23 protein-coding genes and 1 tRNA gene are annotated in these 24,424 nt (G+C 67.7%); 13 read left to right on the forward strand and 11 right to left on the reverse strand.

Going from position 1 to position 24,424, the window contains the following annotated elements; translation table 11 throughout:
• The first annotated feature begins 93 nt into the window (after positions 1 to 93).
• The 3 genes from ACZ6S4_RS26795 (at position 94) to ACZ6S4_RS26805 (ending at position 7,113) form a co-directional block, all read left to right on the forward strand.
• Positions 94 to 6,246, forward strand: a complete 6,153-nt coding sequence (locus tag ACZ6S4_RS26795) for a DUF6531 domain-containing protein (RefSeq protein ID WP_465477553.1) — start codon at positions 94 to 96, stop codon at positions 6,244 to 6,246.
• Between the two features lie 104 nt (positions 6,247 to 6,350).
• A complete protein-coding gene (locus tag ACZ6S4_RS26800; RefSeq protein ID WP_465477554.1) occupies positions 6,351 to 6,794 on the forward strand; it encodes a hypothetical protein in 444 nt (147 codons plus the stop codon).
• A 10-nt stretch (positions 6,795 to 6,804) separates the two neighbouring features.
• Positions 6,805 to 7,113: a hypothetical protein gene (locus ACZ6S4_RS26805; protein WP_465477555.1), complete on the forward strand. Its 309-nt coding sequence runs from the start codon at positions 6,805 to 6,807 to the stop codon at positions 7,111 to 7,113.
• 54 nt (positions 7,114 to 7,167) lie between these two features.
• On the opposite strand, the gene ACZ6S4_RS26810 is transcribed toward ACZ6S4_RS26805, so the two are convergent.
• Positions 7,168 to 7,560 (reverse strand): hypothetical protein, encoded by a 393-nt coding sequence (locus tag ACZ6S4_RS26810; RefSeq protein ID WP_465477556.1) that lies wholly within the window; start codon positions 7,558 to 7,560, stop codon positions 7,168 to 7,170.
• Between the two features lie 647 nt (positions 7,561 to 8,207).
• On the opposite strand from ACZ6S4_RS26810, the gene ACZ6S4_RS26815 reads away from it, so the two are divergent.
• Positions 8,208 to 9,359 (forward strand): endo-1,4-beta-xylanase, encoded by a 1,152-nt coding sequence (locus ACZ6S4_RS26815; protein WP_465477557.1) that lies wholly within the window; start codon positions 8,208 to 8,210, stop codon positions 9,357 to 9,359.
• Between the two features lie 84 nt (positions 9,360 to 9,443).
• Here ACZ6S4_RS26815 and ACZ6S4_RS26820 read toward each other — a convergent pair whose 3' ends face one another.
• The 7 genes from ACZ6S4_RS26820 to ACZ6S4_RS26850 all read right to left on the reverse strand — a co-directional run bounded on the left by ACZ6S4_RS26820 (position 9,444) and on the right by ACZ6S4_RS26850 (position 16,588).
• Entirely contained in the window at positions 9,444 to 10,700 is a 1,257-nt protein-coding gene (locus tag ACZ6S4_RS26820; protein WP_465477558.1) for an ATP-binding protein, read from the reverse strand.
• A 610-nt stretch (positions 10,701 to 11,310) separates the two neighbouring features.
• Positions 11,311 to 11,553 (reverse strand): SIS domain-containing protein, encoded by a 243-nt coding sequence (locus tag ACZ6S4_RS26825; RefSeq protein WP_465477559.1) that lies wholly within the window; start codon positions 11,551 to 11,553, stop codon positions 11,311 to 11,313.
• Positions 11,553 to 12,041, reverse strand: a complete 489-nt coding sequence (locus ACZ6S4_RS26830) for an NUDIX hydrolase (protein ID WP_465477560.1) — start codon at positions 12,039 to 12,041, stop codon at positions 11,553 to 11,555. Before ACZ6S4_RS26830 ends, ACZ6S4_RS26825 begins: the two co-directional genes overlap by 1 nt.
• Complete coding sequence (locus tag ACZ6S4_RS26835) at positions 12,042 to 12,548, reverse strand: phosphoribosyltransferase (protein ID WP_465477561.1); 507 nt, start codon at positions 12,546 to 12,548, stop codon at positions 12,042 to 12,044.
• Positions 12,545 to 13,969 carry a cytosine permease gene (locus ACZ6S4_RS26840; RefSeq protein ID WP_465477562.1) on the reverse strand — a complete coding sequence of 475 codons (1,425 nt, stop codon included), beginning with the start codon at positions 13,967 to 13,969 and terminating at the stop codon, positions 12,545 to 12,547. Before ACZ6S4_RS26840 ends, ACZ6S4_RS26835 begins: the two co-directional genes overlap by 4 nt.
• Positions 13,970 to 14,110: 141 nt before the next feature.
• Positions 14,111 to 14,683, reverse strand: coding sequence for a hypothetical protein (locus ACZ6S4_RS26845; protein WP_465477563.1), 573 nt, complete (start codon positions 14,681 to 14,683; stop codon positions 14,111 to 14,113).
• Positions 14,684 to 14,749: 66 nt separating this feature from the next.
• Positions 14,750 to 16,588, reverse strand: a complete 1,839-nt coding sequence (locus ACZ6S4_RS26850; RefSeq protein ID WP_465477564.1) for a 5'-methylthioadenosine/S-adenosylhomocysteine nucleosidase family protein — start codon at positions 16,586 to 16,588, stop codon at positions 14,750 to 14,752.
• Between the two features lie 501 nt (positions 16,589 to 17,089).
• Between ACZ6S4_RS26850 and ACZ6S4_RS26855 the strand changes: the two genes are divergently transcribed.
• Positions 17,090 to 17,165 (forward strand) — tRNA-Arg (locus ACZ6S4_RS26855).
• Positions 17,166 to 17,172: 7 nt separating this feature from the next.
• Here the strand turns inward: ACZ6S4_RS26855 and ACZ6S4_RS26860 are convergent.
• A complete protein-coding gene (locus tag ACZ6S4_RS26860) occupies positions 17,173 to 18,024 on the reverse strand; it encodes a helix-turn-helix transcriptional regulator (RefSeq protein WP_465477565.1) in 852 nt (283 codons plus the stop codon).
• Positions 18,025 to 18,124: 100 nt separating this feature from the next.
• Here ACZ6S4_RS26860 and ACZ6S4_RS26865 point away from each other — a divergent pair, with 100 nt between their 5' ends.
• From ACZ6S4_RS26865 to ACZ6S4_RS26880, 4 genes are all read left to right on the forward strand, one after another.
• Positions 18,125 to 18,889 carry an SDR family oxidoreductase gene (locus tag ACZ6S4_RS26865; protein ID WP_465477566.1) on the forward strand — a complete coding sequence of 255 codons (765 nt, stop codon included), beginning with the start codon at positions 18,125 to 18,127 and terminating at the stop codon, positions 18,887 to 18,889.
• A gap of 4 nt (positions 18,890 to 18,893) precedes the next feature.
• A complete protein-coding gene (locus ACZ6S4_RS26870; protein WP_465477567.1) occupies positions 18,894 to 19,781 on the forward strand; it encodes an SDR family NAD(P)-dependent oxidoreductase in 888 nt (295 codons plus the stop codon).
• A gap of 112 nt (positions 19,782 to 19,893) precedes the next feature.
• Positions 19,894 to 20,316, forward strand: a complete 423-nt coding sequence (locus ACZ6S4_RS26875; protein WP_465477568.1) for a hypothetical protein — start codon at positions 19,894 to 19,896, stop codon at positions 20,314 to 20,316.
• Between the two features lie 87 nt (positions 20,317 to 20,403).
• Complete coding sequence (locus tag ACZ6S4_RS26880) at positions 20,404 to 20,961, forward strand: hypothetical protein (protein ID WP_465477569.1); 558 nt, start codon at positions 20,404 to 20,406, stop codon at positions 20,959 to 20,961.
• Positions 20,962 to 20,982: 21 nt separating this feature from the next.
• Here ACZ6S4_RS26880 and ACZ6S4_RS26885 read toward each other — a convergent pair whose 3' ends face one another.
• Positions 20,983 to 21,855 carry a LysR substrate-binding domain-containing protein gene (locus ACZ6S4_RS26885; RefSeq protein ID WP_465477570.1) on the reverse strand — a complete coding sequence of 291 codons (873 nt, stop codon included), beginning with the start codon at positions 21,853 to 21,855 and terminating at the stop codon, positions 20,983 to 20,985.
• Between the two features lie 70 nt (positions 21,856 to 21,925).
• On the opposite strand from ACZ6S4_RS26885, the gene ACZ6S4_RS26890 reads away from it, so the two are divergent.
• Positions 21,926 to 22,297 (forward strand): YybH family protein, encoded by a 372-nt coding sequence (locus ACZ6S4_RS26890; protein ID WP_465477571.1) that lies wholly within the window; start codon positions 21,926 to 21,928, stop codon positions 22,295 to 22,297.
• Between the two features lie 11 nt (positions 22,298 to 22,308).
• On the opposite strand, the gene ACZ6S4_RS26895 is transcribed toward ACZ6S4_RS26890, so the two are convergent.
• The gene (locus tag ACZ6S4_RS26895; protein WP_465477572.1) at positions 22,309 to 22,989 is read right to left on the reverse strand and encodes a type 1 glutamine amidotransferase domain-containing protein; all 681 of its coding nucleotides are present in this window, start codon (positions 22,987 to 22,989) and stop codon (positions 22,309 to 22,311) included.
• Between the two features lie 127 nt (positions 22,990 to 23,116).
• Here ACZ6S4_RS26895 and ACZ6S4_RS26900 point away from each other — a divergent pair, with 127 nt between their 5' ends.
• From ACZ6S4_RS26900 to ACZ6S4_RS26910, 3 genes are all read left to right on the forward strand, one after another.
• Positions 23,117 to 23,647, forward strand: coding sequence for a CGNR zinc finger domain-containing protein (locus ACZ6S4_RS26900; protein WP_465477573.1), 531 nt, complete (start codon positions 23,117 to 23,119; stop codon positions 23,645 to 23,647).
• Between the two features lie 387 nt (positions 23,648 to 24,034).
• Positions 24,035 to 24,214: a hypothetical protein gene (locus ACZ6S4_RS26905; RefSeq protein WP_433724646.1), complete on the forward strand. Its 180-nt coding sequence runs from the start codon at positions 24,035 to 24,037 to the stop codon at positions 24,212 to 24,214.
• 17 nt (positions 24,215 to 24,231) lie between these two features.
• A complete protein-coding gene (locus ACZ6S4_RS26910; RefSeq protein WP_465477574.1) occupies positions 24,232 to 24,420 on the forward strand; it encodes a hypothetical protein in 189 nt (62 codons plus the stop codon).
• The last annotated feature ends 4 nt before the right edge of the window (positions 24,421 to 24,424 follow it).

Genomic DNA, 24,424 nt, shown 5'->3' on the forward strand with positions numbered 1-24,424 from the left:
TCCCATCATGGACCGTTCGGTGGATGTGTTGATCAGCATCGATGCGTAAGGGTGCTTGCGGACTGCAACGCCATCTCCACGGGGGAGTGCATCGTGCGCGTTTCCAGCCGGTTCCGGCTGCTCAGCCATGCCCTGATCTGGGCACTCGTCATTTCTTTCCTCATCGTCCTGCCGTCCACGCGCGCTTCGGCCGCGCCGTCGGCGACGCCAGGTGCGGGCCCGGTCAACAGCCCGCTGCCGGCCACGGCGACCAAGAATCACGGCCTGCCCGCCGGTAAGTCGGCGCCGCCGGTGCCGCCCGCGGTCGAGGCCGGCGGCAAGGTCCGGGTGCCGACCGCGACCGAGAAGGCCCAGCGGCGCGCCAAGGCGATCGCGGCCGCACGGGTGGTGGCCGCCCGGCAGGCGGAGTTGCCGGGCCGGCCGATCGCCCGCCCGGGCTTCCTGCTCGGCGACACCTCGCTCGTCGTGTACTGGGACGCCGTCGTCGACGACGGTGATCCGACGTCGTGGGGCCGCTGGTTCGCGACCGTCACCGACGTCGGGTCCGGGGCCGAGCAGCGGTCCGCCGAGCTCGGCAAGGCGGACCTGAGCCGGTGCTACAGCCCGGCTCTGCTGTGCCGCAGCTTCGGTGCTGCGGACGGCTGGGTGCTCGACCCGGCGCGGGCCTACACGGTGACGATCACCGAGGTCGCGCCGGACGGCACGGAACTGACCAGCGCGGCGTCGGCGGAGGCCAGGCCGCGCAAGACCGACGACGTTCCGGCGCTGCCCGCCGGGCAGGCCACCGGCTGCGGCTGCGCCACGGTGCTCGGCCCGACAGTGACCGCGCAGGCTCTGCGCGGCGCGACGGTGAACACGGCGACCGGCGCCTACCTGCGGGTGGAGAAGGACTTCGTGATGCCGTCGTACGGCATCCCGTTCAACCACGCGCGCTACTACTCGTCCGGCAACCCGGCCACCGGCATGTTCGGGCCGGGCTGGAGCTCCTCGTACGACATCAGGATCATCGCCGCCGACAACGGCGCGGTCCGGGTACGGGCGGAGGACGGCTCGGAGGCTGTCTACACCGCGAACGCCGACGGGTCGTACGACCGTCCGGCCGGTGTCCGCGCCAATCTGTCCAAGGTGGACGGCGGCTGGCAGCTGGTGCCACCGGACCGACGGGTGCTGCGGTTCAACGCCACCGGTCAGCTGCTCTCCGTCAAGAACGCGCGCGGCTCCGGCGTGACGTTCGCGTACACCGCCGACGGCCTGCTCAGCACCGTCACCGATGCCAGTGGCCGGGTGGTGCGCTTCGAGTCCCGTACCGATCTGCGGCTGGTCACGAAGATCACGCTGCCGGACGGCCGGTCGACCCAGTTCGACTACCAGAACGGGCGCCTGCTCAAGGCTCAGGACCCGCGCCGCAACGTGACCACCTACGGCTACGACGCCGGCGGCCGGCTCAACGACATCACCGACGCCCGCGGCAACAAGCTGATCCGCAACACCTACGACGCCGCCGGCCGGGTCACCGAGCAACTCGACCCGGAGAACGCGCGGACCGAGTTCCGGTGGGACGCCGGCCAGCAGGTCGCCCGCACCACCGACCCGGACGGCGTGGCGGTCGTCGACGGCTACCGCAACAACGTGCTGCTCTACAGCCAGAACGCCGGCAACGACACCGTCAACCACCGGTACACCGGCAAGCTGAACAAGAGCCTGGTCGTCGACCCGAAGGGCAACCAGGAGGAGACCCGGTTCGACGACAGCGGCAACCCGGTCGCCCGGACCGCGCCGGAGCCGTTCGCCTTCACCGAGACCAGCGCGTTCGACAACCGCAGCAACCTGACGAAGTACACCGACGGTCGCAAGAACGACTGGGACTACAAGTACAACGAGTTCAACGAGATGGTCGGGCAGAAGAGCCCGAAGCAGGACACCGGGTACGAGTACGCGTACGACACCAAGGGCCAGCTCGTCTCCCGGACCGACCCGCGCGGCAAGGTCACCCGCTACGAGTACGACACCCACGGCAACCGTACGGCCGAGATCGCCCCGACCGGCCGGCGCACCGAGATGACGTACGACGGCACCGGCCGCCTCGCCTCCGTGGTCGACCCGCGCGGCACCGTCGCCGGGGGCAACAAGGACGCCTACCGCACGCGGTACGTCTACAACGAGCAGAGCCAGATCACCGAGGTGTGGCAGCCGGGCAAGGCCCAGCCGTCCCGCACGGTCTACGACGAACTCGGCAACGTGGTCGTCACCACCGACCCGCTGAGCAACTCGGCCCGCTTCACCTACGACAAGGCGAGCCGCGTCATCGAGGCCAAGGACCCGGTCGGCAATGTCGTCGCGACGACGTACACCCCCGGTGGGCGGCGCGCCTCGGTGACCGACGGCGAGGGCAACAAGACCTCCTGGACGTACGACGGCAACGGCCGGGTGGCGACCGAGACCTCGCCGCGCGGCAACGCGGACCCGCCGCGGGCCGCCCTGTTCACCGCGGTCTTCCACTACGACTACAACGGCAACCTGATCCGCGCCGACCGGCCGTACGGCTCCGACGGCCAGCGGGTCGAGGTGGACACCGCCTTCGACGCCCTGGATCGCCCGGCCACTCAGCGCGACCAGTTCAAGCAGGGCACCACGGTCGGCTACGACAACAACGGCAACGTCGTCTCGATGACCAACGAGCGCGGCGAAGAGCTGACCAACACCTATGACGAGGCGAACCGCCGTACCGGAAGCTCCGGGCCCGCCGCGGGCGCGGCCGGCATCGAATACGACGACGCGGGCAACCCGGTCCGCCAGACCACCCCGACCGGCGGTGTCGTCACCACCCGGTACGACGACGACGGCCGCGTCGTCGCGGTCACCGAGCCGCGCGGCAACGTCTCCGGCGCCGACCCCGACAACTACACCACCCGGTACGCCTACGACCGTGCCGGCAACCCGGAATCCGTCACCGACCCGCTGGGCAACGTCACCAAGGTCGACTACGACGCGGTCAACCGGCCCACCGCGCAGACCGACGCCAACGGCAAGACCACCCGCTTCGCCTACGACGCCGCCGACCGGCTCGCCTCGGTCGTCGGCCCGGACGCAACCGGGGGCCAGGGCCTGGTCTACGGCTACAACGCCAACGGTCAGGTGATCAAGCAGACCGATCCGCTCGGCCGTACCGCCTCGACCGAGTACGACCGGGCCGGGCGTGCCACCGTGACCACCGACCCGATCGGCCGTCGCCGCGAGTACGTCTACGACGCCGACTCCAACCTCATCCAGGAGGTCACCGCCCGCATCGTCGAGGAGGGACGACCGGACCCGAACCGGCCGGCGCGGTCCATCTTCTACGCGTACGACAACCTGGGCCGGCTGACCAGCAAGCAGCTCGGCGCCGACGGGGTCACCTACTCGTTCGGTTATGACGCGAAGAACCGGGTGGTCAGCGCCGCGGATCCGGACGGCGTGCAGTCGTACGTCTACGACGTCACCGACCGGCTCACCTCGGTGACCCGCGGGTCGGAGACGTTCAAGTACGAGTACGACAGCACCGACCGGGTGACCGCACGGACCTACCCGGACGGCACGCGGATCGGCGCCACGTACGACGCGGGGGACCGGATCCGGTCGCTCACGGCCACCCGCGGTGGGAGCAGCGCGGAGTACGGCTTCTCGTACGACGTCGCGGATCACCTGACCGGGATCTCGTACCCGGAGTCGACCGGGGTCTCGGAGAGCCGGGAGTACGACCGGGCCGGCCGGATGACCCGGATCGCCGCGGCCAAGGGTGACACCACGCTGTCCGCGTTCGACCTCACCCTCGACAAGGTCGGCAATCCGACCAAGATCGTCGAGACCGACGGGGAGCCCGGCCAGCCGACGGTCACCGAGGCCACCGCCTACACGTACGACGCGGCCAACCGGTTGACCGCCGAGTGCTTCGGCGCGCAGACCTGCGCCGGCGCGGTCGCCGACCGCACCGACTACACCTACGACCTGGTCGGCAACCGCAAGACCAAGACGCGGGTCGCTCCGGGCGAGAACACCACGACCAGTTACTCGTACGACGGTGCCGACCAGCTGACCCGCGAGAGCGTCACGGGTAGCCGATCGAGCACGCGCGCGTTCGCCTACGACCTCGAGGGCAACCAGACCGAGGCCGGGTCGGACCGGTTCACGTACGCGCTGGACCACACCATGACGTCGGCGACCGTCGGCGGCAGAACCACGAATTACGCGTACGACGCCACGGGCAACCGGATCAAGGCGGTCACCGGCTCCGGCGCCGGCGCGGTCACGCAGACCTGGAGCTGGGACGTCAACGCCGGCCGGCCGCTGCTGGCCCAGGAGCGGCAGACCGACGCCGCCGGCACGGTCGGACGCGATTACCTGTACGACCCGTCCGGGCAACCGCTCGCCCTGATCGTGCCGTCCGCTGACGGGCTGGCCGCGCACTCGTACCTGCGCGACTGGCTGGGCGGTGTGGCGGGTGTCGTCTCGCCGTCCGGGGCACCGGAATGGAGTTACGACTACGACGCGTTCGGCGTCGCCCGCGGCACCGGCCTCACCCAGGGCGGCACCAAGGTCGACGAGGACGCGCCGGCCAACCCCATGCAGTACGCCGGGACGTACCAGGACGTCAGCCAGGGCGACCGGTACGCGATGGGTGCGCGCAGCTACGACCCGGGCACCGGCCGCTTCGCCTCGGCGGACCCGGTCGCCCAGCCCGCCACCGATCAGGCCGTCTCGACGTACTCGTACACCAACGCCCGTCCGACCGTGCTGACCGACCCCACCGGGGGCGATCCGGACGGCAACGGGATGACCCAGGCGTACGTCGACTACTACTCGTCGATGGCCTGCGCCAACAATCCGGGGGCCTGCCAGGGGACCGTGGACGCCAACACCCCGGCCGCCGGCGAGGGTGAGCAGGCGACCGACAACCCGGACTGGCTGAACGCGAAGAAGATCGTCGACGAGGCCGAGGGCTTCGTGAAGCAGATCGGCGACGAGATCGTCAATCTGATCCTCGACCTGGTCGGCTTCAACGACGCCAAGAAGTGCATCACCGAGGGCGACATCGTCGCCTGTGTCTCCACCGCACTGCAGGCCGTGCCCTGGGGCAAGATGTTCAAGGCCGCCAAGGTGGCGATCAAGGCCGTCGGGGTCGGCCGCCGCCTCATCGACGCGTACAGCCGGCTGAAATCGGCGAGGAACGCGCTGTCGAGCATCCCGCGCTACATCAAGAAAGCCACCCAGACCGCGGACGAAGCCGCCGACAGCAAGAAGTACGCCGACGAGGCGGCGAAGGCGGCGAAGGGGGCCAAGGACGCCGGCGGCAAGGCCAAAGCGACCTCGCAGAAGGCGGCCGACAACGCCAAACAGGCGAAGAAGAAGGAATCCTCGACCGGCGAGAGCTGCAAGATAGCCCAGGGCAACAAGGCCCGCCTCGCGTCGAACTCGTTCGCCGCCGGCACCCTGGTGCTGCTGGCCGACGGCAGCAGCAAGCCGATCGAGAAGTTGCAGCCCGGCGACACGGTCACCGCCACCGACCCGGTGACCGGCACGACCGAGCCGCAGCAAGTGACCGCCACTGTGGAGGGCACCGGCGACAAGGACCTCATCGACCTCACCTTGGTGGGAGCCGGTGCCGGTGGCGGCGGACCGCCGTCGGTCATCACCGCCACCGCGGGACACAAGTTCTACAGCCCCGACCGAGGCTGGATCCCGGCGGCCGAACTCCGCACCGGCGACACCCTCCGGGACGAGTCCGGCGCCGAGGTCAGCGTCGCGCTCGTCGGGGAACCCATCACCGCCAGCACCACCGTCTACAACCTCACGGTCAGCGGCACCCACACGTACTACGTGGTGGCCGGCGACACGCCAGTGCTCGTCCACAACTGTGACAAGGGATCTGCGGAGAAGCTGCGAAATGCTCTGAATGATGCCGGAGACCTGGAGCCGAGCACACCCCACTCGCCGCACCACATCGTCGCGGGCAACTCGCCCAAGGCGGCTCCGGCGAGGGCCCAGCTCGACCGATTCGGTATCGGTGTGAACGATGCCGAGAACGGTGTCTGGCTGCCGCGTAGCAGTTCGTCACCCAATCCCACCGGCGCATCGGTCCACTCCCGGGTCCACACCAACCAGTACTACGATTACGTCAACGACCTCATGGCCGGGGCCAGAAACAGGAACGAAGCTCTGGACGTGATCGGCCATGTCAGAAGGCAGCTCCAAGGCGGCTACTGGCCGTAGGCACTGATCTGCCCCCGTCCCCGCCACACGATCGTGTGGCGGGGACGGTGTGTCCAGCTCGTCGGCGTCGCATGACGGAGGTTCGATTGTCCAATAAACGCCAGGTGGACGAGGCGGTCGACATCGCCCGTAGCCTCGTCGACGACGAAATTCGTGTCAGCTCGCCCGTGCCCGCTCTGACGGAGCTGGCCCGGAGGTTCGCTGCGACAGAGTTCGATGTCCCTGAAGACCAGGACGCCGACGGATACCTCTTCCAGTACGGGAAGGTCGGCTGGCTCCCGCAACCGACCTTTGTGGTCAGCATGGTGAGACAGCTGGAAGTTCTTGATTCGGACGGAGAGCACGAGTCTTATTCTCAGGTGCAGTTCGAGTACAGATTTTCGCTGGATCGCGATCTTGAAGAGGTGGAGAGCCACTCTGAATGGTGGTTCCCCGGGGGTGCAACGCCTTTCGATGCCTGGTTGGAGTCGGTGTCAAGGTCGCCGATCGGTGACCTGCTGGGGAGCAGGGAGCCGCGAGAATTTCTGGTCTGGGCCGATCAAGCATGACGATCCTCGAATGAACGCCGAACCCCTGGTCAAGGCCATCGTGGCCGCGATGATGTTCCTGGAGGAGTCGGGCGACGACGAGGTCGACCCGGACTCCGCGGCACGCGCCCTGGAGAACATGTCACATGCGCTCCTGCAGTACGCGGGACCGGACCGGGAAGACTTCCTGCAACTGATCGAAAGGGTCGCCGACGGCACGCCGGATGAGCACGACGCGCGTTTCGTCCGCGACATACCGCGCATGATCGGCATGGTGGAAAGCGGGGCTCGAGCCAGAGATCCTGACCGCGGGCGGATCCGCAGTCGAGGACGTACTTGATCGCTGCATCCTCGACAGCCCGGTTGGTCATGTGTGTGGTCTCGATGGGTTCGGTCATGGTGTCCATGAATCGTTGCTGTGGGCCCCGTCGGCGGTGAGCAGTACCAGGTGGATATTCGCGGCTCGTCGGCCTGTTCTGGTCCGCTGGGCAAGGTCCCGATAGCGAGGGTAGTCAGGCAACACCATCAGCGACTCGTAACCGGGATGGCTGTCCAACAGCATGATGGCCTTGAACAGTGCCTGGCTGAACCAATGACCGGCCTGGGTACTCGGCTGAGTGCGTTTCACCTCGGCAGCCCGGCGCGGATCGGCATAACCGGCCGACGGCCAGCCCTTGACCTCAGCGCCGAGCCGCCGGCTTCCCTTCACGGCCAGAACGTCCACACCCGGCGCTTTGGTCGCCGTGTCCGCCGTGGAAGTGATCAACCAGCCATGCTGTTGCAACACGTCTACGACGGTTGATTCTGCTGGCCAGCTCGAAAGCCTGCTTCACCGGAAAGGTCGCGCTCTCGATGCGCACCGCATGTGCCCGTACGGTTTCGGGCGGCACGCCTCGGACCCGCTCGGCAACCGTTTGAGCGTCGAGACTGTGGGCCGAGCCGTTCAGTACAAACCGCACGTGGTTCTCCCGATTCCCGGGGACCTGACCCTATCGAAACTGCTCGCCGACGCCGCAGCTTCGTGGCTGCGTCGTCGGCAACGTGACTCGACGGTAGGCCACGGGTCGCCGTTTCCATGGTGGAACCCGACAGCGCATGACGCTCCGAACGGTGAAGTCGCAGGTTCGGGTCCGCTGGGCAACCCGTGCAGGATCTCTTCGCGAGCGGTGGCACCGACGCGATAAACAAGCCTCGTGCTGGCGGATGGCAATGCCGGAACTTCCGGTATTTGTTCGGTAGGCGTTTGGCGTGTCTGACTCGTCGGGTCCAGGTAGGGATGACCTGGTTGAAGCACAAGAAGTCGGTCGTTCATGAAGCTGAAACATTGACGAAGGCTGTGCGTCCGGCTTAGCGTACGAGGGTCTTCCGGTCTGTCCGCTCCGAAAGTTTCGGCATTGAGCTGATGTGTGCGGCCGGTCCGACGCCCTCAAAGGAGTGATCTTGAGAAAGGCATACCGTGTCGCCGTGGCCGTCCTCGCCACCTCGACGCTGATCGGCCCCGGCATCCAGCCGGCGCAGGCAAGTACGAAGGCAGCCGGCGGCTCGTCCGTCGTGGACCGTCACCCCGGACTGCGGAATCTGCCGCTGCGCTGGGCGGCGCCGCGTGACCTGCGCATCGGGACCGCGGTCGCCGGTGGCGGTCACCACCTCGAGCAGGACTATCCGGACCCGTTCACTTACGACAAGCCGTACCGGAAGGTCCTGGCCCGGGAATTCAACTCGGTCTCCCCGGAGAACCAGATGAAGTGGGAGTTCATCCACCCCGAGCGCCGCAAGTACAACTTCGGCCCGGCCGACGCGATCGTCAAGTTCGCGCGGCAGCACGGCCAGGTCGTCCGCGGCCACACGCTGCTCTGGCACAGCCAGAACCCGGCGTGGCTCGCTGAGGGCGAATTCACCAAGGCGGAGCTGCGTGCGATCCTCAAGGACCACATCACCACCGTGGTCGGCCGCTACCGCGGCAAGATCCAGCAGTGGGACGTCGCCAACGAGATCTTCAACGAGAACGGCGAGTACCGCCAGGAGAACATCTTCATCCGCGAACTCGGCCCGGGCATCGTGGCCGACGCCTTCCGCTGGGCGCACCGGGCCGACCCCAAGGCCCAGCTGTTCCTGAACGACTACGGCGTGGAATGGCCGGGGGTGAAGGTCGACGCGTACGAGGCGCTGGCCAAGCAGCTGCTGGCCGACCGGGTGCCGCTGGACGGCTTCGCGTCCCAGGCCCACCTGAGCACCCGGTACGGCGCGCCGGACCAGTTGCAGGGTGTGCTGCAGCGCTTCGACGACCTCGGCCTGTACACGGCGATCACTGAGCTCGATGTGCGCATGGACCTGCCTGAGGGCGGCGTGCCGACTGCCGAGCAGCTGCAGACGCAGGCCGCGTACTACAAGACCGTTCTGGACGCCTGCCTGGCCGTTGAGGACTGCAACTCGTTCACCATCTGGGGCTTCACCGACAAGTACTCGTGGGTGCCGGTGTTCTTCCCCGCGGAAGGCGCCGCGACGGTGATGGGCGACAACTTCGAACGTAAGCCGGCGTATTACACGCTCCGCGACACTTTGGCCGCGGCGCGCTGGAACCGCTGAGGTTGAATCGGGGGAGGCGGCAGCACTTCGGTGCTGCCGCCTTCGCGTTTCCTGGAACAGGTCGGGCCGGAGCTCTTCGACAGGTCAAGCCGGAGCGGGAACCTGCCACAGAGCACTGACCGGCATGGCGCGGAGCTTGTCCCCGAACGGCAGCGTGGATGTGCCGGTGTAGAGGACGATGCCGGCGATGAAGTCGTCGCCGAGGCGGTCGGCCAGTCTGCGTAGTCCGCGGAAGTCGTCGAGACCGACGGAGGTGGCGGCTTTGACCTCGATGCCGACGACCTGACCGGATCTGTTCTCGAGGACGGCGTCGACCTCGTACTTGTTCTGGTCGCGGTAGTGGGAGAGGTCGGCTTGCTGCTCGGACCAGGTGAGCTGGCGGGACAGCTCGGAGAGAACGAACGATTCGAGCAGCGGCCCGAACGGCGCCCCCGGCCTGAGCAGAGCACGGGCATCAGTGGCGAGTTCATTGGCGGCGATGCCCGAGTCGACGAAGACCAGTTTCGCGGCTGCGGTCGCTCGGGTGCCGAGATTGCGCGACCAGCCCGGGATCCGCTTGACCAGGAAAATCTCCTCCAGGGCCCGAAGGTAACGGGCCACCGTCGGCCGGCTCAGCCCGAGCGCGGACTCCAGAGAGTTGGCGGCGATGATGGTCGCGGATCTGGCGGCGAGCAGGCGTACCAGTTTGCGTAACTCGCCCTTGTGCTGAATGTCGGACAGCTGCCGGACATCGCGGTCGATGAGAGCTTGCACGTACGCATCAAAGAACCGCTGGCGGCGACGCGCGTCGTCTCGGGTTGTCGCTTCGGGTAAGCCGCCCCGGACGATTCTGGCCGCGTAGTCGGCTCGGGTCACCGTTGATTCGTGTCGCAGGCTGGGGCCGAGCGCGAAGATGGCATCGATGAAGCCGTCCGGCTCGTTGTCGATCTCGCCTTGGGAGAACGGCCAGAGTTCGACGGTTTCCATCCGGCCGGGCAACGCGTCCGGGGCGGCGACCATGCCGAACAGCCGGGACGAGCCGGTGAGCAGGTAGCGCCCGGGGCTGGGGTCTTCGTCGACGGCGGCCTTGATCGCCAGGAGCAGCTCCGGGGCGCGCTGGATCTCGTCGATGACCAGCAGTTCCGGGGAGTCGACGAATCCGACAGGGTCGGCGGTTGCGGCGGCTCGGTCCTGGGATCGGTCTAGGTCGCGGCGCTCGGCGAGCCGATCGCCGGCGACGATGCGGACCAGGGTGCTTTTGCCGGCTTGGCGAGCTCCGCTGATCAGGACGACACGGGTATCGGCCAGGGCGGCGTCTACCTGTCCAGCGACGCGACGTGGGACGAGGTGCGGTGAGGGCACACCTCATGCTACCTGCGGTGTTTCGATCTGCGGGGCATCTCACTTTCGATCTGCGGCGCCGTTCGTGTTCGAGCCGCGGGGAGCTCAACGCTCTTAGCTGCGAGAAGAGTCTCCGCGGCTGCCAAGTGCCAGCAACTCGTGCGCGAGCACCCGCGGTAACCGCTGGGCCGTCGGACGGCGTGTACGCGACGCTCTCCGACCAGCGACGGAACCCAGCGGTGGGCCAGATGGCAAATGCGCACCCCACGGGACGCCCGGGCACACGTAGTGCGATATGCGCGGCGAAATTGCTGGCGATCGCGGCTGGCGCCAGTATCGCTATGCCGACGGCCGCGACAACCGACTGAGGCGCGCGACGCTCTCTTCGTCGTTGCCGGGGTTGATGTGGCCGCAGTAGCTGCGATGATCCCTCGGCGCAGAACCCAGCGGCGGGACGCAGCCGCCCGGCCGCGCACAAAGCAACTGGCTGTCGATGCGATTCGCGCGTCCGAGGAACTGCGGGCCGGTGTTGTCGCGCCCTCGGCGGCTGCGTCTCCTTCTTTGGCTCGCGGTGCACGTCGGTCATGGTGCGATCGGCGTAGCTGGCGGCGGATCTCGGCTCGAGTGGCTGTCAGCCGAGGTTCGCGTGGCGCCGGTACATCTCGTCAGCGTCGGCTCCGCGGGCCTCGCCATGGTCTGTCTTCTCCGGCGCCGGGATGAGCAGGACGACCTTGGCGAGCGTGGCCAGTTCCGAGCCTGCGTTTGCCGTGACCGCAATGACTGTGACCCCGCTGTCGGCAGCCTGCCGGGCGGCGTATGCGATGCCGGTGGTCGATCCTGGTCCACAAACCGCGATCAAGACACCTTGATCCATCACGCTTCCGTATAGCTCCACGACAGATGCCGTTGGCCCAAGTATGGCATCACCCCGTGGAACGGCTTCGGATCCGCTGCGAAAATCAGCGGCAGGAATAGGTGATCGCCCTCCCACATTGGTATCCGGCGTTGCAGCACGTCATCGATCCGGACCCAGATCAGGTGCCCTTCGCGATTGCTGGTCTGTAGTTTTCCACTCCACTCGTCAACGCGGAACAGCACAACGAACCAGTCGTCTCCTCGCGGACCGATCCCCGGAAAGGATATGGTCCCGGCCAGATGGAGCCTGTCGCATTTGAGCCCCGATTCCTCACGCACCTCGCGCCGTGCGCAGGAGCTCACGTCCTCGTCCAGCTCCACCTTGCCGCCCAGTCCGTTGTACTTGCCGAAGTGGTGGTCGGCGGGGCGGGCATCCCGATGGATGAGTAGCACCCGTTCCTTGTCGGCCGAAATGACGTACGCGAGCGTGGCAACAGTGGCTATCACTCAGTGCTCCCACGGGAAGTCCGGCCAGCAGGTGGCCCGGGTTCCGACATAGTCGATCCGCGGCCGTATGCCTGATGCGATCTTGTAGGTGGAGTTGTACCAATCCACCATCATCGCCACGGCAACCTCCGAAGCGCCGAAGCGCTTCAGTTCGTGGAGGCACAGGTCGGCGGTGGTACCCGACTCCATGACCGCGTCCACCAGCAGCACCCGCCGACCGTTCAGATAACCACTGGGTATGTGTATCGAAACTTCGGCCGGAACCCGGCCCGTCTCCAAAGCCGCGTCGCTCGGCATGGTCCGGACGTTGATCGAGACGACTCGCCGAACGCCGAGAAGGTAAGCGAGATGGGTGGCCGGAACTTGGCCGCACCGGGCGATCGCCACGATCACCTCTGGTTCGAAGCTGCTCTGGCGGATCTGCTCCGCTACGCGCCGGTGGAGAGCGTCCATCTCGTCCCACGAGTAACGGACAATCTCGCTCTCATCGTCTGGGCGGGCGGTCATCGTGCCTGACCGCCAGATCGACGTTGCGTCCGCGCGACCGCGCTGAATCCCAGCCAGTCCGGCAGGGTGTCCGGTCTCAAGCGTACGAGCAGGGCGACGAATGCCCCGTAGAGCGTCCCCGCCAGAATCCAGGTCTCGAGCGGGACCGGCCCCCAATACCGCACCGTTTCCGAACTGGACAGGAGGGCGCTGGCGTACGTCCCGTAGCCGACCGCGGCCAGAAGGGCCACAACGGCTGGGGCGTTGACCAGCCCGGTATCACGCCAGGCCGGGATCGGCTCGACACGGCGGACGATGCGGAAGGCGTACGGGAGCACCGCTTGATCGACCAGCATGATGACGGTAGCGCACGGAACCGTGATCGCGAGGAAGCCGGCCACCTTGAACCAGCCGTCCGTGACGCGGAAGTTCACAAGGTACGCAGCCAAGCCGCCTGCGGCTGCGAGGATGAGGCAGGTGAACTGGCGACGCCATCCGCGCAGCGCACCGACGAGGTTCTGGCCGGCGTTGACAGACTCGTAGTAATTGCCGTCGTTCACGGCGAAGAGACTGACCGTCGCAAGTATCAAGGCGATCGGCGCCAGCCCCAGCAACGAGTAGTCCGTCATGAACTTGATCTGGGGACCGAAGTCGCCGCTCTCGGATAGTTGCGCCATGAGCCAGCCGGCAACGACGAACACGACGAACCATGAGTACGCGAAGGGAAAGGCCGCCAGCGGCGGCCGCCAGCCGCGGCGCCCATAGCGCCAGATGTCCGGCTCATTGCCCCACATCGCGAAGCCGATCACGGAACCGACCGCGGCCCAGAAACCCAAGCCGTTCCCCGTGGGCACGGCGCTGAACGCGGCCGGATCGAGGACCACCGCACGTAGCATGAACCAGAGCACCCAGATGATGGTCAAGGGCGCGACGACATACCGGGCATACGCACTGATTCCCGTGAACCCGAACAGGTTGGCGGCGATCATGACGATTGCGAGCACTATGGTCAGCGCCTCGACATGCCCTATGTCGAAGAGCCCCGCCGCTACCTGAGCCAGTAGTCCCGCGGTGAAACCGACCCAACCGAGCGGTGCGACCAGGATGAAGCTGCTGACGAGCCACGAGCCCGCTCGGCCGAACACGGATCTGGTGAGAAGGGAATGCGTCTGTCCCGTTTCCGACCCGAGCCGGGCCGCCGGAAAGGCGTACAGCAGGTAAATGACACATCCGAGCACCGCGATGCCGAACGCTTCGGGCAGCGAATATCCAGCGGCATGCAGGGTCACGCCGAGGAACAGAAACGAGAAATTAGCAGCAAGCGTTGTCCATAATGCGGCTAAGTGCCACGTCGGACGTCGTGAACTGATCGGAACAGGGCCGTTCAACCCTGTCGAGTAGTCCTCGCGTAACAACTCCGCGAGCACGTTGGATCTCGCCATGGCGCCCGCCTGTATGGGTGACGACTGTGCGTAGCAATTGTGCCAGGAAGGTGCCAGAAATTCAACGATGTAGATGCCCGTGAGGGTGCCGCGTGCCCGTGAGCGCCGTTGCACCCTCCACCGGCATGATCGATTAGACGGTCACGCGTCAATCCGCTCGAGCGCCTTGAGCATCGGCACGTCATCGGGTAAGACCTTGCTGCAGTACTCGTCGATGGCCCGGTCCAGCCATCCGGGAACGGTCATGGTCGATACGGAGCGCTCGTGGTTGACGGTCAGGGCGGCTCCGGCGGCGGCGAAGTCGTCCACCACGGTCGCGAGAGCCGAAATGTGCGGATGTACGTAATCCCGCACTGTGACGCCCAGGTATTCGAGCTCGTCCTGTCGATACAGGGAATTTCTCGGCACCACCGCGATGACCGGCGTGCCGAATGTGGCGGCCGCGGCCATCTCGACGCCGATGCCCAGCCCGCGCCGTTCCCGGCCGTCCACGATGATGGCCTGAGCCACCTTGATCTGGTACATGTCCCTTCCGAACAGGGCAAGTGTGTTCGTCGGATCGGCGATCGGATCGTCCGGGTTGAGGAAGACCACCTCCAGTTCGGACGCTCCGCTGCGCACCTGCTCCCGCTCGCGATCTGTCCAATAGAGTTTCTTCTGGTCGCCATTGCCTTTCATAATGGATCCGGAGCAGTACACGGATACGATGTCCATCGCGGTTCCTTCTCTTCGGGTGACCGGGCAGATCAGAGCAACCGCGATACTACGGCCGTGCGAACATCAACTTAAGGGCCAAATGTTTGCCGTCGCCGCGAGTCCACCGGTTCGCAGTACGTGCACGACGTACGACGCGGCGTTGTCGGCGGCGAGCTGCTGGCTGCCGTCGGTCTTGCGCATGCCCCAGTCAGCGATGGCCTTGACCACAATCCAGTCGATCTTGTATTTGGCTCCCACGCAGTAGACGCCGGCGCCCTCCATCTCGCCGCCCAGGGCATCCGGTTCCGCCGCCATCAGCCATCTCCGCAACACGCTCGCGTCGACGAGCGTGTTCGCCGAGAGGATGAGCCCGTGCCGGACATGCGCACCGGTCCAGTCGGTGGTGGCGCTGCGGAAGCGGTCAACCAGTTTCACGGATGCCGACACCTTGTCGCCGCGCAGTATCGTCGCCGGCTCACCCCGCGATCCGGTGACCTTCTTCGGATCCCAGAGCCGCAGCTGGGTCGAGACGAGGACGTCGCCGATCGCCTGTTCACGTTCCCTCAGGCCGAAGGCGATTCCGCAGAGGATCAGATAGTCCGGCCGGTACGCACCGACGACGTCGGCAGCAGTCAGGGTCATCGAGCCGGGCGACTCCGTGCCCATCTCGGACTGGACCAGAACGACCTCGACGTTGCCCAGCACGCCCAGGTGGAAGCCGGTGTGATGGGGAAGAAAATCGCGCCTGGGGCGCATCCGGCTGTCGGTACGCTCGACGGCCCGGATGACCGCGTCGCGTTCGCGGTCGGTGGCGACCAGGATGAGTGCCCGGCGCGGTGACGATGTCATGCCTGCTTTCTCCTGCTCGACGTAAGAACGAAAGAGGGGATCGGTCCGCTCGGCGACCATGGCGACATGTGCGAGACGGGCGGCGGCCGATCCGTAGACGGCCGGACTGGTGATCGGCTGCTGCGGCAAGTCGATCTTGGCGAACAGCCGGCTCATCCTGGCTGCTCTGGCCGCCCGTAGGCCCCCGGGTGGGGTCCGCGCCTCGCGGACCGCGTATTCCAGCCCACACATCAGTCGGCGCAGATAGGCGACGAAAACGCGGTGCTCCGGAGAACCCCGTTCCGCGAGCACCGACCGCCACCGATGCATCCGAACCGCCTCCGGTAAACCAATGCCGGACATGATCCGAGTCGCGTACCAAGCATCGAAACGCGGATAGGCTCTCGCGGTGACGTCGAGGTACTCAAGGCCCGGCAGTCCGGTGACGATGTCTCCGCCGGTGAAGTCCAGGTAGTGCCGCACGTGGAGAACGGCGAGGAGCCGGCCGATCACCAGGTCGGCCTGCGACGGCTCGAGAACGGTGTTGAACAGCGACTGGGTGAGCGCGCGGCCGGCCCGCATGCTGATGCCGACATCGAGTGCCGGACGTAGGTTGACTATTCGCGAGATGTCCGTGTTCGGCATCCCGCTGACGACGTCGAACTGTCCGTCGACGAATCCGGCGATGTTCCGCTCTAATTGGAGCGTCGTGCTCGTCGTCTTCACGATCGAAGGCCGCGCCAGGTCATACTGGTGCGTCGGTTCTTGGAAATACATGGGATATCGGCTGGTGTCGTGGCGGTACATGGTGCGGCAGGTCGCCAGAAAACGATCTAGCGTGGCGAAGTCGCTGATGAGCAGCAGTTGTCCAGTCATCAGCAGATGCGTGATCGCCTCCGAGTATTCCGAATCCAGGAGGCCGGACTCCCACACCAGCGCGAGGCTGGACAACAGGGTGGAGTCGGTCAGCATGCTCGCCCCGAGGACGAACCTCGCCGATCGCTCAGTTGTGAACGGGGCGTCGACGGCGCGCGCGAATTCCCGATTGAGGAAGTGCAGGTACAGCGGCGCCGAGCTGTTCTCGAAATCGATCATCAGCCCCTCCGAAACACTCCGTCCTTCAGGGTCTCTCACGCGTCAAGCCCACGTTCGCCGGCTCGGGTGCGCGACCCCTGGAATCAGCGTTGCCGCGCCGGACAGCGTCGTTGAGCGCCACCGCAGCGTCGCGCCTTCAACGGCCGAACACTCCGAAACCTCTTACGTACGCGGAGATCGGCGCTGGCCCGTCCGGCACGGATGTCCTCGATGCGGGTGTCGAGCGCGGTGAACATGGCCTGAATGTGGCTGGTCCGCAGGTTCTGCGGCGGGATCTCACCGAGTGGCCGGCGACGGTCGCGCGGTGGTTGGGGCGCCCGGCTGCTCGCTGACCTGGCCGACGCAGCAGGTTTGAGCAGCCCGGCCCGCCTATGCACGAAAAATGCTCCGCATGTCCTCCGACCGGCGGGGGCATCGCAGCACCCGACGGCACCGCTTGGCACCCCATGGGACGCCCGGGCACTCGTGGGTATCCCCAGGTCGGTACGATATGGGCCGCAGGCCCTCGTAGCTCAGGGGATAGAGCATCGGTTTCCTAAACCGTGTGTCGTAGGTTCGATTCCTACCGGGGGCACCACACACCGTCAGGCGCTGGCCGTCTCCGTAACGCCACGCTGACTCATCACGCACAGCAGCTGCAGCTTCTCAAACCCCTCACTACCCCGAGGCGCCGTAAGCACCAGCAGGCACTGCGACTGGTCCTCCGTGAACAACGCCTGGCAGTCCAGCTCGATCTCCCCCACCACAGGATGAACCAGCACCTTGTGATCCCCGAACCGCCGGGTCACCTCATGCCGCTCCCACAGCTCCGCAAACTCAGCACTGACCCCCTGCAAAGCCCGCAACAGCTCCCCGGCCCGGGACCGCGCCCCCATAGCCCCATAAGCCGCCCGCAAATTGGCCACCTGAGCCCGGCTCTGCCGATCCCGGTCCTCAGCCGGATACCGAAGCCGCTCAGCCGGATCAGTGAACCACCGATAGATCTCACTCCGAGCCAACCCCGTAAACCCCGACACATCCCCCAGCAAAGCCGCAGCCATGGCGTTCTGCACCAGGCGCTCGCCCAGGCTGGACAGGATCAGCGCCGGGGTGTCGTCGAGGCGTTCCAGGACCCGCATCAGCGCCGGCGCCACCTGAGTCGCCGCGGTCGCCGGGGCCGGGGCGTTGTGGCCGGCCACCCGGTACAGATAGTCCCGTTCCTCGTTGCTCAGCCGCAGCGCCCGGGCCAGCGACCCCAGCATCTGCTCGCTCGGTTGCGGTCCGCGCTGCTGCTCCAGCCGCGTGTAGTAATCAGTCGACATCGCCGCCAGCGACGCCACTTCCTCGCGTCGCAGTCCTTGCGTGCGGCGGCGCAGCCCAGCGGGCAGACCAAGGTCGCTCGGCTGCAGGGATGCACGGCGGCGGCGCAGGAAGTCGGCGAGTGCGGCACGGTCCACCCACCCAGTATCGTCGCCGCGCCCGGTACATCCAGGGACTTCTGATCCCCCGATGACGGATCTCTGCCGCCGTCCCGCCCGGCTGCCCAGACTTCAGGGCATGAACATCTCCGGAAACACCATCTTCATCCCCGGCTCGACCAGCGGCATCGGCCTCGCCCTCGCCCTCGCGCTGCAGGCCCGCGGCAACACCGTCATTGTCGGTGGCCGGCGCGGTGACCTGCTGGAACAGATCGCGCGGGAGCATCCCGGGCTCGACACCGTACGGATCGACACCGCCGACCCGGCCAGCATCGACGCCGCCGCGCAGCAGGTGCTCGGCCGCCACCCCGACCTCAACGTGATCGTCACGATGGCCGGGATCATGCGGGTCGAGGACTGGCACACCCCGTCCTCTTTCCTGGCTTCCGCCGAGGCGACCATCACCACCAACGTCCTCGGCCCGATCCGGCTCATCGGCGCGTTCATCGATCACCTGCAGAAGCAGCCCGACGCGACGATCGTCTCCGTCTCCTCCGGCCTGGCGTTCGTGCCGCTCCGGGTCACGCCCAGCTACAACGCGTCGAAGGCCGCGATCCACATGCTCAGCGAGTCGCTGCGACTCCAGCTCGCCGACACGTCCGTCAAGGTCGTCGAGCTGGTCCCGCCCTCGGTGCGGACCGCGCTGCTGCCGGGCCAGGAGAACAGTGACTTCGCGATGCCGCTCGACGAGTACGTGTCGGAGGTCGTGGCCCTGCTGCAGGACCAGCCCGACGCCAAGGAGATCCAGGTCGACCGGGTCAAGTTCCTCCGGTACGCCGAGGTGCGCGGCGAGTACGACCAGGTCGTCCAGACAGTGAACGCCGCCGATCCGCACGGGAAGTGATGACATGAGCAGCCAGACTGTCCTGATCACGGGCGCGTCCAGCGGATTCGGTGCGCTGGCGGCGCGGGCCCTGGCCCGCGCCGGGCACATCGCGTACGCGGGCATCCGCGACCCGAACGGCCGCAACGCTCCCGCCGTGGCCGACGCAGCCGAATACGCGGCCCGGCACGGCGTAGATCTCCGCACCGTGGAGCTCGACGTCACCGCCGACGAGTCGGTCGAAGCAGCCGCCCGGACGGTCGGCCGGCTCGACGTGGTCGTGCACAACGCCGGGCACATGGTCACCGGACCGGCGGAGGCTTTCACCCCCGAGCAGCTCGCGGCCCTGTACGACGTCAACGTGCTCGGCGCCCAGCGAGTGAACCGCGCGGTGCTGCCACAACTGAGGGAGCAGGGTCACGGCCTGTTGGTGTGGGTGGGCAGCACCAGTACCCGCGGTGGCACCCCGCCCTATCTCGGCCCGTACTTCGCGGCCAAGGCCGCCATGGATGCCCTGGCCGTCAGCTACGCCGGCGAACTGGCCCGCTTCGGCATCGAGACCTCCATCGTGGTGCCGGGCGCTTTCACCTCCGGCACCAACCACTTCGCGCACGCCGGCAGCCCGGCCGACACCGCGACCGTGGCGGCCTATGAGGAGAAGTACGCCGGTCTCATGGACCACGTCGGCGAGGCCCTGGCCGCGCTCACCCCGCCGACCGCCGATGTCAGCCAGGTGGCCGACGCCATCACGACGATCGTCGGCACGCCGCACGGACAGCGCCCGTTCCGGGTGCACATCGATCCGAGCGACGACGGCAGCGCGGTCGTCAGCGCGGTCGCCGACCGCATCCGCAGCGAACTCCTGCGCCGCATCGGCCTGGCCGACCTGCTGACGCCGGCCACCGCCGCTTGACGTCAGCCCTCGCCGCCGCAGCGTCCGGCCGCCACGGCCTCGGCGATGAGCGCGGGGCCGGCGGCCGAAAGATCACGACGAAACGGTACGCAGGAAGCTAGCCTCGACGACCATGAACGACTGCGAGGCCGTCGTGCCCGACGAGTGTCAATCGTGCGACGGGCCGGCGGTCGCGCGGGTCTACGAGACGATCATCGACGGTCGCCTGCACTGGGTGCTGACCCACGACTGTGGGGACACCTTCGCCGAGGCGATGGGCTGGCACGAGACACCCGACGACTTACGGCAGGCCTTGCTGGATCAGTGCGGCACGTACCGGCTCCGGTTGTCCGGGGAGATCACTGGCAGGGTCGCCGTGATGCGGGTCCTGCGGCGGAGTGGAACGTCTCTGGCCGACGTACCGGAAGCGCTGGCCGTCCTGACCGGGCCCGGCAGGCCCGGCACCGAGATGGAGCTGCAGCTGCTGGCCGGCCGGCTGCGTGCGGCGGGCGCAACGGCCACGGTGGAACGGGATCGGGATGCCACGGACGGTTAGGGTTCTGGGCGCAGGCCGTGACCCGCTGCTCATGCCGTACGTTCACTGACCGTCCGTTCCCGTTCCGAGCCAGGGCGAGGGCCTCGTATGAATGTGATCGATCTGGACCGGCCGGCTGTCGTACCCCCTGCTCCTCGGCGTAAGTCGCGCCTGCTCGTCGCCTCCGCACTGGTGATCGGCGCCGTCCTCGGCGCCTGTGCCACGTACGGCTGGTCCGTGCACCGGCAGACCGCGGCCCGGGAGGGGCAGGTCGCTGTTTTTGTCTTCGCCGAGGCCAGCCCGTTCGTCGACGGCCTGCCCGCGGACACCGTCGTCTCCGGCGGCCGGGTCGCGACGGTCACACTCACCCGGCGGGTGACGCTCGTGAACGCCGGTCCGCTGCCGATCGACATTCGCGATCTTTTCGCCTCGCGGCCCGGCGTCAGCGTGCGCGGGGTCAACAAGGAGCGCTGGGTCGAGCCCGGTGCGACGGTGCTGGCCGACGCCGACGTGCAGGTCGACTGTGTACACGGGCTGCCGCTCGGCCGGCTCCCGATCACGCTGTCGGTGCGGACCTTCGACGACGAGGACCGCGAGGCCCGCCCCCGCGACGGCTTCGACGGCACCCCCTGGAGCGAACAGGCCGAGGTCGCCTGCGCCGGCTGACCAAGCCGGCCGACGCGAAAGCTAGATCTCGAAGGCCCGCCGGCAGTGGGGGAGCAGCGCCCGCAGCACCATGCTCTCCCCGCGCCACACCAGCGCCAGCATCGCCGGCAGCTCGACGTCCTCGATCGGCACCGACCGCACCCCCTCGTGCTCGGCCGTCATCGACGCGCTGAGGATCGCCACTCCCAGGCCGCGGGCGGCCAGGTCCAGGATCGCACCCGGCGCGGTCGCCTGCAGCGCCACCGCCGGGCGGATCCCGGCGGCCGCGCAGGCCTGGTCGAGCACGCCGCGGACCCCGGCCCCGACCGGCAGGCAGATCAACGGGTACGCCGTCAGCCTGCGCAAAGGCACCGACTCCCGCTCGGCCAGCGCATGACCGGGCGCCACGGCGGCGACCAGTCCTTCGCTGACGATGGTCATCGACTCCAGTCCGTCCGGCATGTCGCCCGCCACCGCCGCCAGCGCGATGTCGAGGCGGCCCGCACGCACGTTCTCCAGCAGTGCGTCCGAGTTGTCCTCGCTCAGCGCGATCGTGATCCGGGGGTGCCGCCGGTGGAACGAGGCCAGCGCGTCGAACAGGGGCGTCACCGTGCAGCCGGTGACCATGCCGATCCGCAGCTGGCCGCGGACCAGGCCGTTCACCTCGTCGCAGGCGGTGCGGATGGCCTGGGCCGCCGCCAGTGCGGTGCGGGCGTGCGGAAGCGCCGCGGCCCCGGCCGGGGTGAGGCGGACCATGCGGGCGGAGCGGTCGAAGAGGTCGGCGCCGAGCTCGCGTTCGAACTGGCGGATCTGGGCGCTGACGCCGGACTGGGTGATGTGCACGCGGTCCGCCGCACGGGTGAAGTTGGCCTCCTCGGCCACCGCCACGAAGTATTCGAGCTGCCGCAGATCCATGAGCGCTGATACTAGCTACGACAAGAACTATCTGTTGGACTTGTCACTCCCGCGTGTCAAGACTAGTCGCATGACCGACCGCGAGAAAGCCGCCAGGCCCGAGGATCTGACCCGGTTGTTCGTCGAGCGCGCGAACGCCAAGGACGCCGAGGGCATCGCCCTGCTCTATGAGGAGGACGCCGTCATGGCCTACCCGCCCGGGGAGCAGACCGTCGGGCGGGAGGCCATCCGCAAGCTGTGGGAGCAGGCCCTGCCGCACCTGCCCGCCTTCGAGCAGGAGCCGCCGCTGCCCACGCTGATCAGCGGCGAGCTGGCCCTGACCTCGACCCCGCCCAAGGACGGCTCCGGCGCCCGCGCCCAGGTGGTCCGCCGGCAGAGCGACGGCACCTGGTTGCGGGTGCTGGACCAGCCGGAGTTCGTCCAGCCGGACCGGTCGGCTTAGGGAGACACCCCCTACAGCTTGGCGAGGATCGCCTGGCCCGCGGCCTCGGCGGAGGCGGGGTTCTGCGCGGTGATCAGGTTGCCGTCGACGACCACGTGCGACGCCCAGGCCGGGGCGGACTCGAAGACGGCGCCGCCGGCGCGCAGCCGGGTCTCCAGCAGCCACGGTGCGTTGTCCGCCAGGCCGGCCTGCTTCTCCTCCTCGTCGGTGAACGCGGTCAGCTTCCGGCCCTTGAAGAGCCAGTTGCCCGCCGCGTCACCGGCGGCCAGGAAGGCGGCCGGGCCGTGGCAGAGCGAGGCGACGACCTTGTTGTCGTCCGGCAGCATCGCGGCCAGGATGCGGGCCACGTCCGGGTTGACCGCCAGGTCCTGCATCGGGCCGTGCCCGCCCGGGATGAAGACCGCGTCGTAGCCGGCCGGGTCGACGTCCTCGAGGCGGGCCGGCGACTCCAGCAGGTCCTTGACGGTGTCCAGGTAGGCCCGTAGCTCCGGGCCGGATTCGTCACCCAGGCTCGCCTCGTCCGCGACCGGGGCGCGGGCGCCCGGCGTCGCGATGGTGACGTCGTGGCCGGCCTCGATCAGCAGGCGGTACGGCGTGACGAACTCCTCCGCCCAGTATCCGGTCGGGTGCTGGGTGCCGTCCTTGAGACTCCACACCCGGGCACCGGAGAGCACCAGCAGGACAGATGACATCAGAACCTCCACGAGTCGACTTCTGCGGCCACCGTACGCCGGACGGTTCTCACCATCCATGCGCTGACGCCCCGAGAGTTAGCACCGTCTCTTTTTTGCCTCTAACGGGACCCGCTAGGCTGGGGGCATGCAGGAGGACGTCTGCACCCCCGCGGTGTGCACCAACAGCGACCTCATCGTGGGCTTCGCCAACAGCGGCACCGAGCTGACCGCCTGGCTGACCCGGTATGCCGGCGAGCCCGCGGTCGACAGGGTCGACGAGGTCGACGTCGTCGCCGCCCGTGATCTGCGGGCCGCCCTGCTGACGCTGCTGCGGGCGCACTCCGGCTGCGCGGCGGAGGACGAGGTGTCCGGGGCCCAGAGCTATCTGGAGCGCATCGCCGCCCGCTATCCGCTGGTCCCGCGGATCAGTGCCGAGGGCTGCACGCTGGTGCCGGCCCAGACCGGGGTGCTCGGGGTCTTCGGTGCGGTGCTCGCGGCGGTCACCAACCTGGCCTACCAGGGCGGCTGGCCGCGGGTGAAAGTCTGCAAGAACATCGGGTGCCACGAGGCTTTCTTCGACAAGACGCGGAATTCCTCGGGGCTCTACTGCAGCCCGGCCTGCAGTTCGCAGGTCTCGATGCGGGCCTACCGGAGCCGGCAGCGCAGCGCCGCCTGAGAACGCGCCGGCCCGCCGGAGCCGGCAGCGCGGTGCTTGAGCACGCGCGCATGTGAAGTCGCCAGGTCGCCGGGGGTCGCGCGTCGCTGAGTCGTACGCCTCATGTGCGAGCAGCTGACCACCCGGTTCGCCGCTGTACTGACCGCAGAACCTGCGGTTTTCGGGCGACCGGTGAGCCCGCCTGGCGACTCGGGCGTCAGCGTACACGGGTGGTGCGAACCGCCGGTCGGCGAAAATCCCGTGCGGCAGCGGGGAAACCGATTCGTGCTACCGTGAGTGTGTTCCCGTTTCGAATCCGTTGACGTTCTCCGCGCCCGATGGGTATTCGCTCCCGTCCGGCGCATTTTTCGTTTTCGACGTCGCGACACCTCTCCAGACGGGCAAAAAATGATCATCCAGAAGAGCGCCATCATCGCCAAACTCCGCGAACGTGGGCTGACTGCGCGGGCCGACTGGGTCGACCGGGAGCTCCCCGACGACGTCGACCCGTTCCTGCACAGCGGTCTGCTGTCCACCCTGCACCTCGATCTCAAAGAGCTGCAGAGCCCGCCCGCGCCCACCCCATAAGAGCATCGGATCGGTCAATGAACTCCACGGACAACAACGACGCCGACCTGTTCCTCGCCCCGGCCGGAAGCGCCGCGCCGGAGGACAAGTCGGAGGTAGCCGACAACAGCGCCGAGGCGATGACGCGGCTGCGTGATCCCTTCGCGGTCGAGGGCGCCGAGCCCACCAAGCCCGGCGAGCGCCAGGCCACCGCCGAGGCGCACTAGCCGT

The organism is Actinoplanes sp. NPDC051405, from assembly GCF_055586185.1.

Bases quoted from the DNA above. Each gene is read 5' to 3' on its own strand.
- ACZ6S4_RS26805 (WP_465477555.1), top strand. From the start codon at position 6,805: ATGAACGCCGAACCCCTGGTCAAGGCCATCGTGGCCGCGATGATGTTC.
- ACZ6S4_RS26825 (WP_465477559.1), bottom strand. From the start codon at position 11,553: ATGGATCAAGGTGTCTTGATCGCGGTTTGTGGACCAGGATCGACCACC.
- ACZ6S4_RS26835 (WP_465477561.1), bottom strand. From the start codon at position 12,548: ATGACCGCCCGCCCAGACGATGAGAGCGAGATTGTCCGTTACTCGTGG.
- ACZ6S4_RS26840 (WP_465477562.1), bottom strand. From the start codon at position 13,969: ATGGCGAGATCCAACGTGCTCGCGGAGTTGTTACGCGAGGACTACTCG.
- ACZ6S4_RS26845 (WP_465477563.1), bottom strand. From the start codon at position 14,683: ATGGACATCGTATCCGTGTACTGCTCCGGATCCATTATGAAAGGCAAT.
- ACZ6S4_RS26850 (WP_465477564.1), bottom strand. From the start codon at position 16,588: ATGATCGATTTCGAGAACAGCTCGGCGCCGCTGTACCTGCACTTCCTC.
- ACZ6S4_RS26865 (WP_465477566.1), top strand. From the start codon at position 18,125: ATGAACATCTCCGGAAACACCATCTTCATCCCCGGCTCGACCAGCGGC.
- ACZ6S4_RS26870 (WP_465477567.1), top strand. From the start codon at position 18,894: ATGAGCAGCCAGACTGTCCTGATCACGGGCGCGTCCAGCGGATTCGGT.
- ACZ6S4_RS26875 (WP_465477568.1), top strand. From the start codon at position 19,894: ATGAACGACTGCGAGGCCGTCGTGCCCGACGAGTGTCAATCGTGCGAC.
- ACZ6S4_RS26880 (WP_465477569.1), top strand. From the start codon at position 20,404: ATGAATGTGATCGATCTGGACCGGCCGGCTGTCGTACCCCCTGCTCCT.
- ACZ6S4_RS26885 (WP_465477570.1), bottom strand. From the start codon at position 21,855: ATGGATCTGCGGCAGCTCGAATACTTCGTGGCGGTGGCCGAGGAGGCC.
- ACZ6S4_RS26890 (WP_465477571.1), top strand. From the start codon at position 21,926: ATGACCGACCGCGAGAAAGCCGCCAGGCCCGAGGATCTGACCCGGTTG.
- ACZ6S4_RS26895 (WP_465477572.1), bottom strand. From the start codon at position 22,989: ATGTCATCTGTCCTGCTGGTGCTCTCCGGTGCCCGGGTGTGGAGTCTC.
- ACZ6S4_RS26900 (WP_465477573.1), top strand. From the start codon at position 23,117: ATGCAGGAGGACGTCTGCACCCCCGCGGTGTGCACCAACAGCGACCTC.
- ACZ6S4_RS26905 (WP_433724646.1), top strand. From the start codon at position 24,035: ATGATCATCCAGAAGAGCGCCATCATCGCCAAACTCCGCGAACGTGGG.
- ACZ6S4_RS26910 (WP_465477574.1), top strand. From the start codon at position 24,232: ATGAACTCCACGGACAACAACGACGCCGACCTGTTCCTCGCCCCGGCC.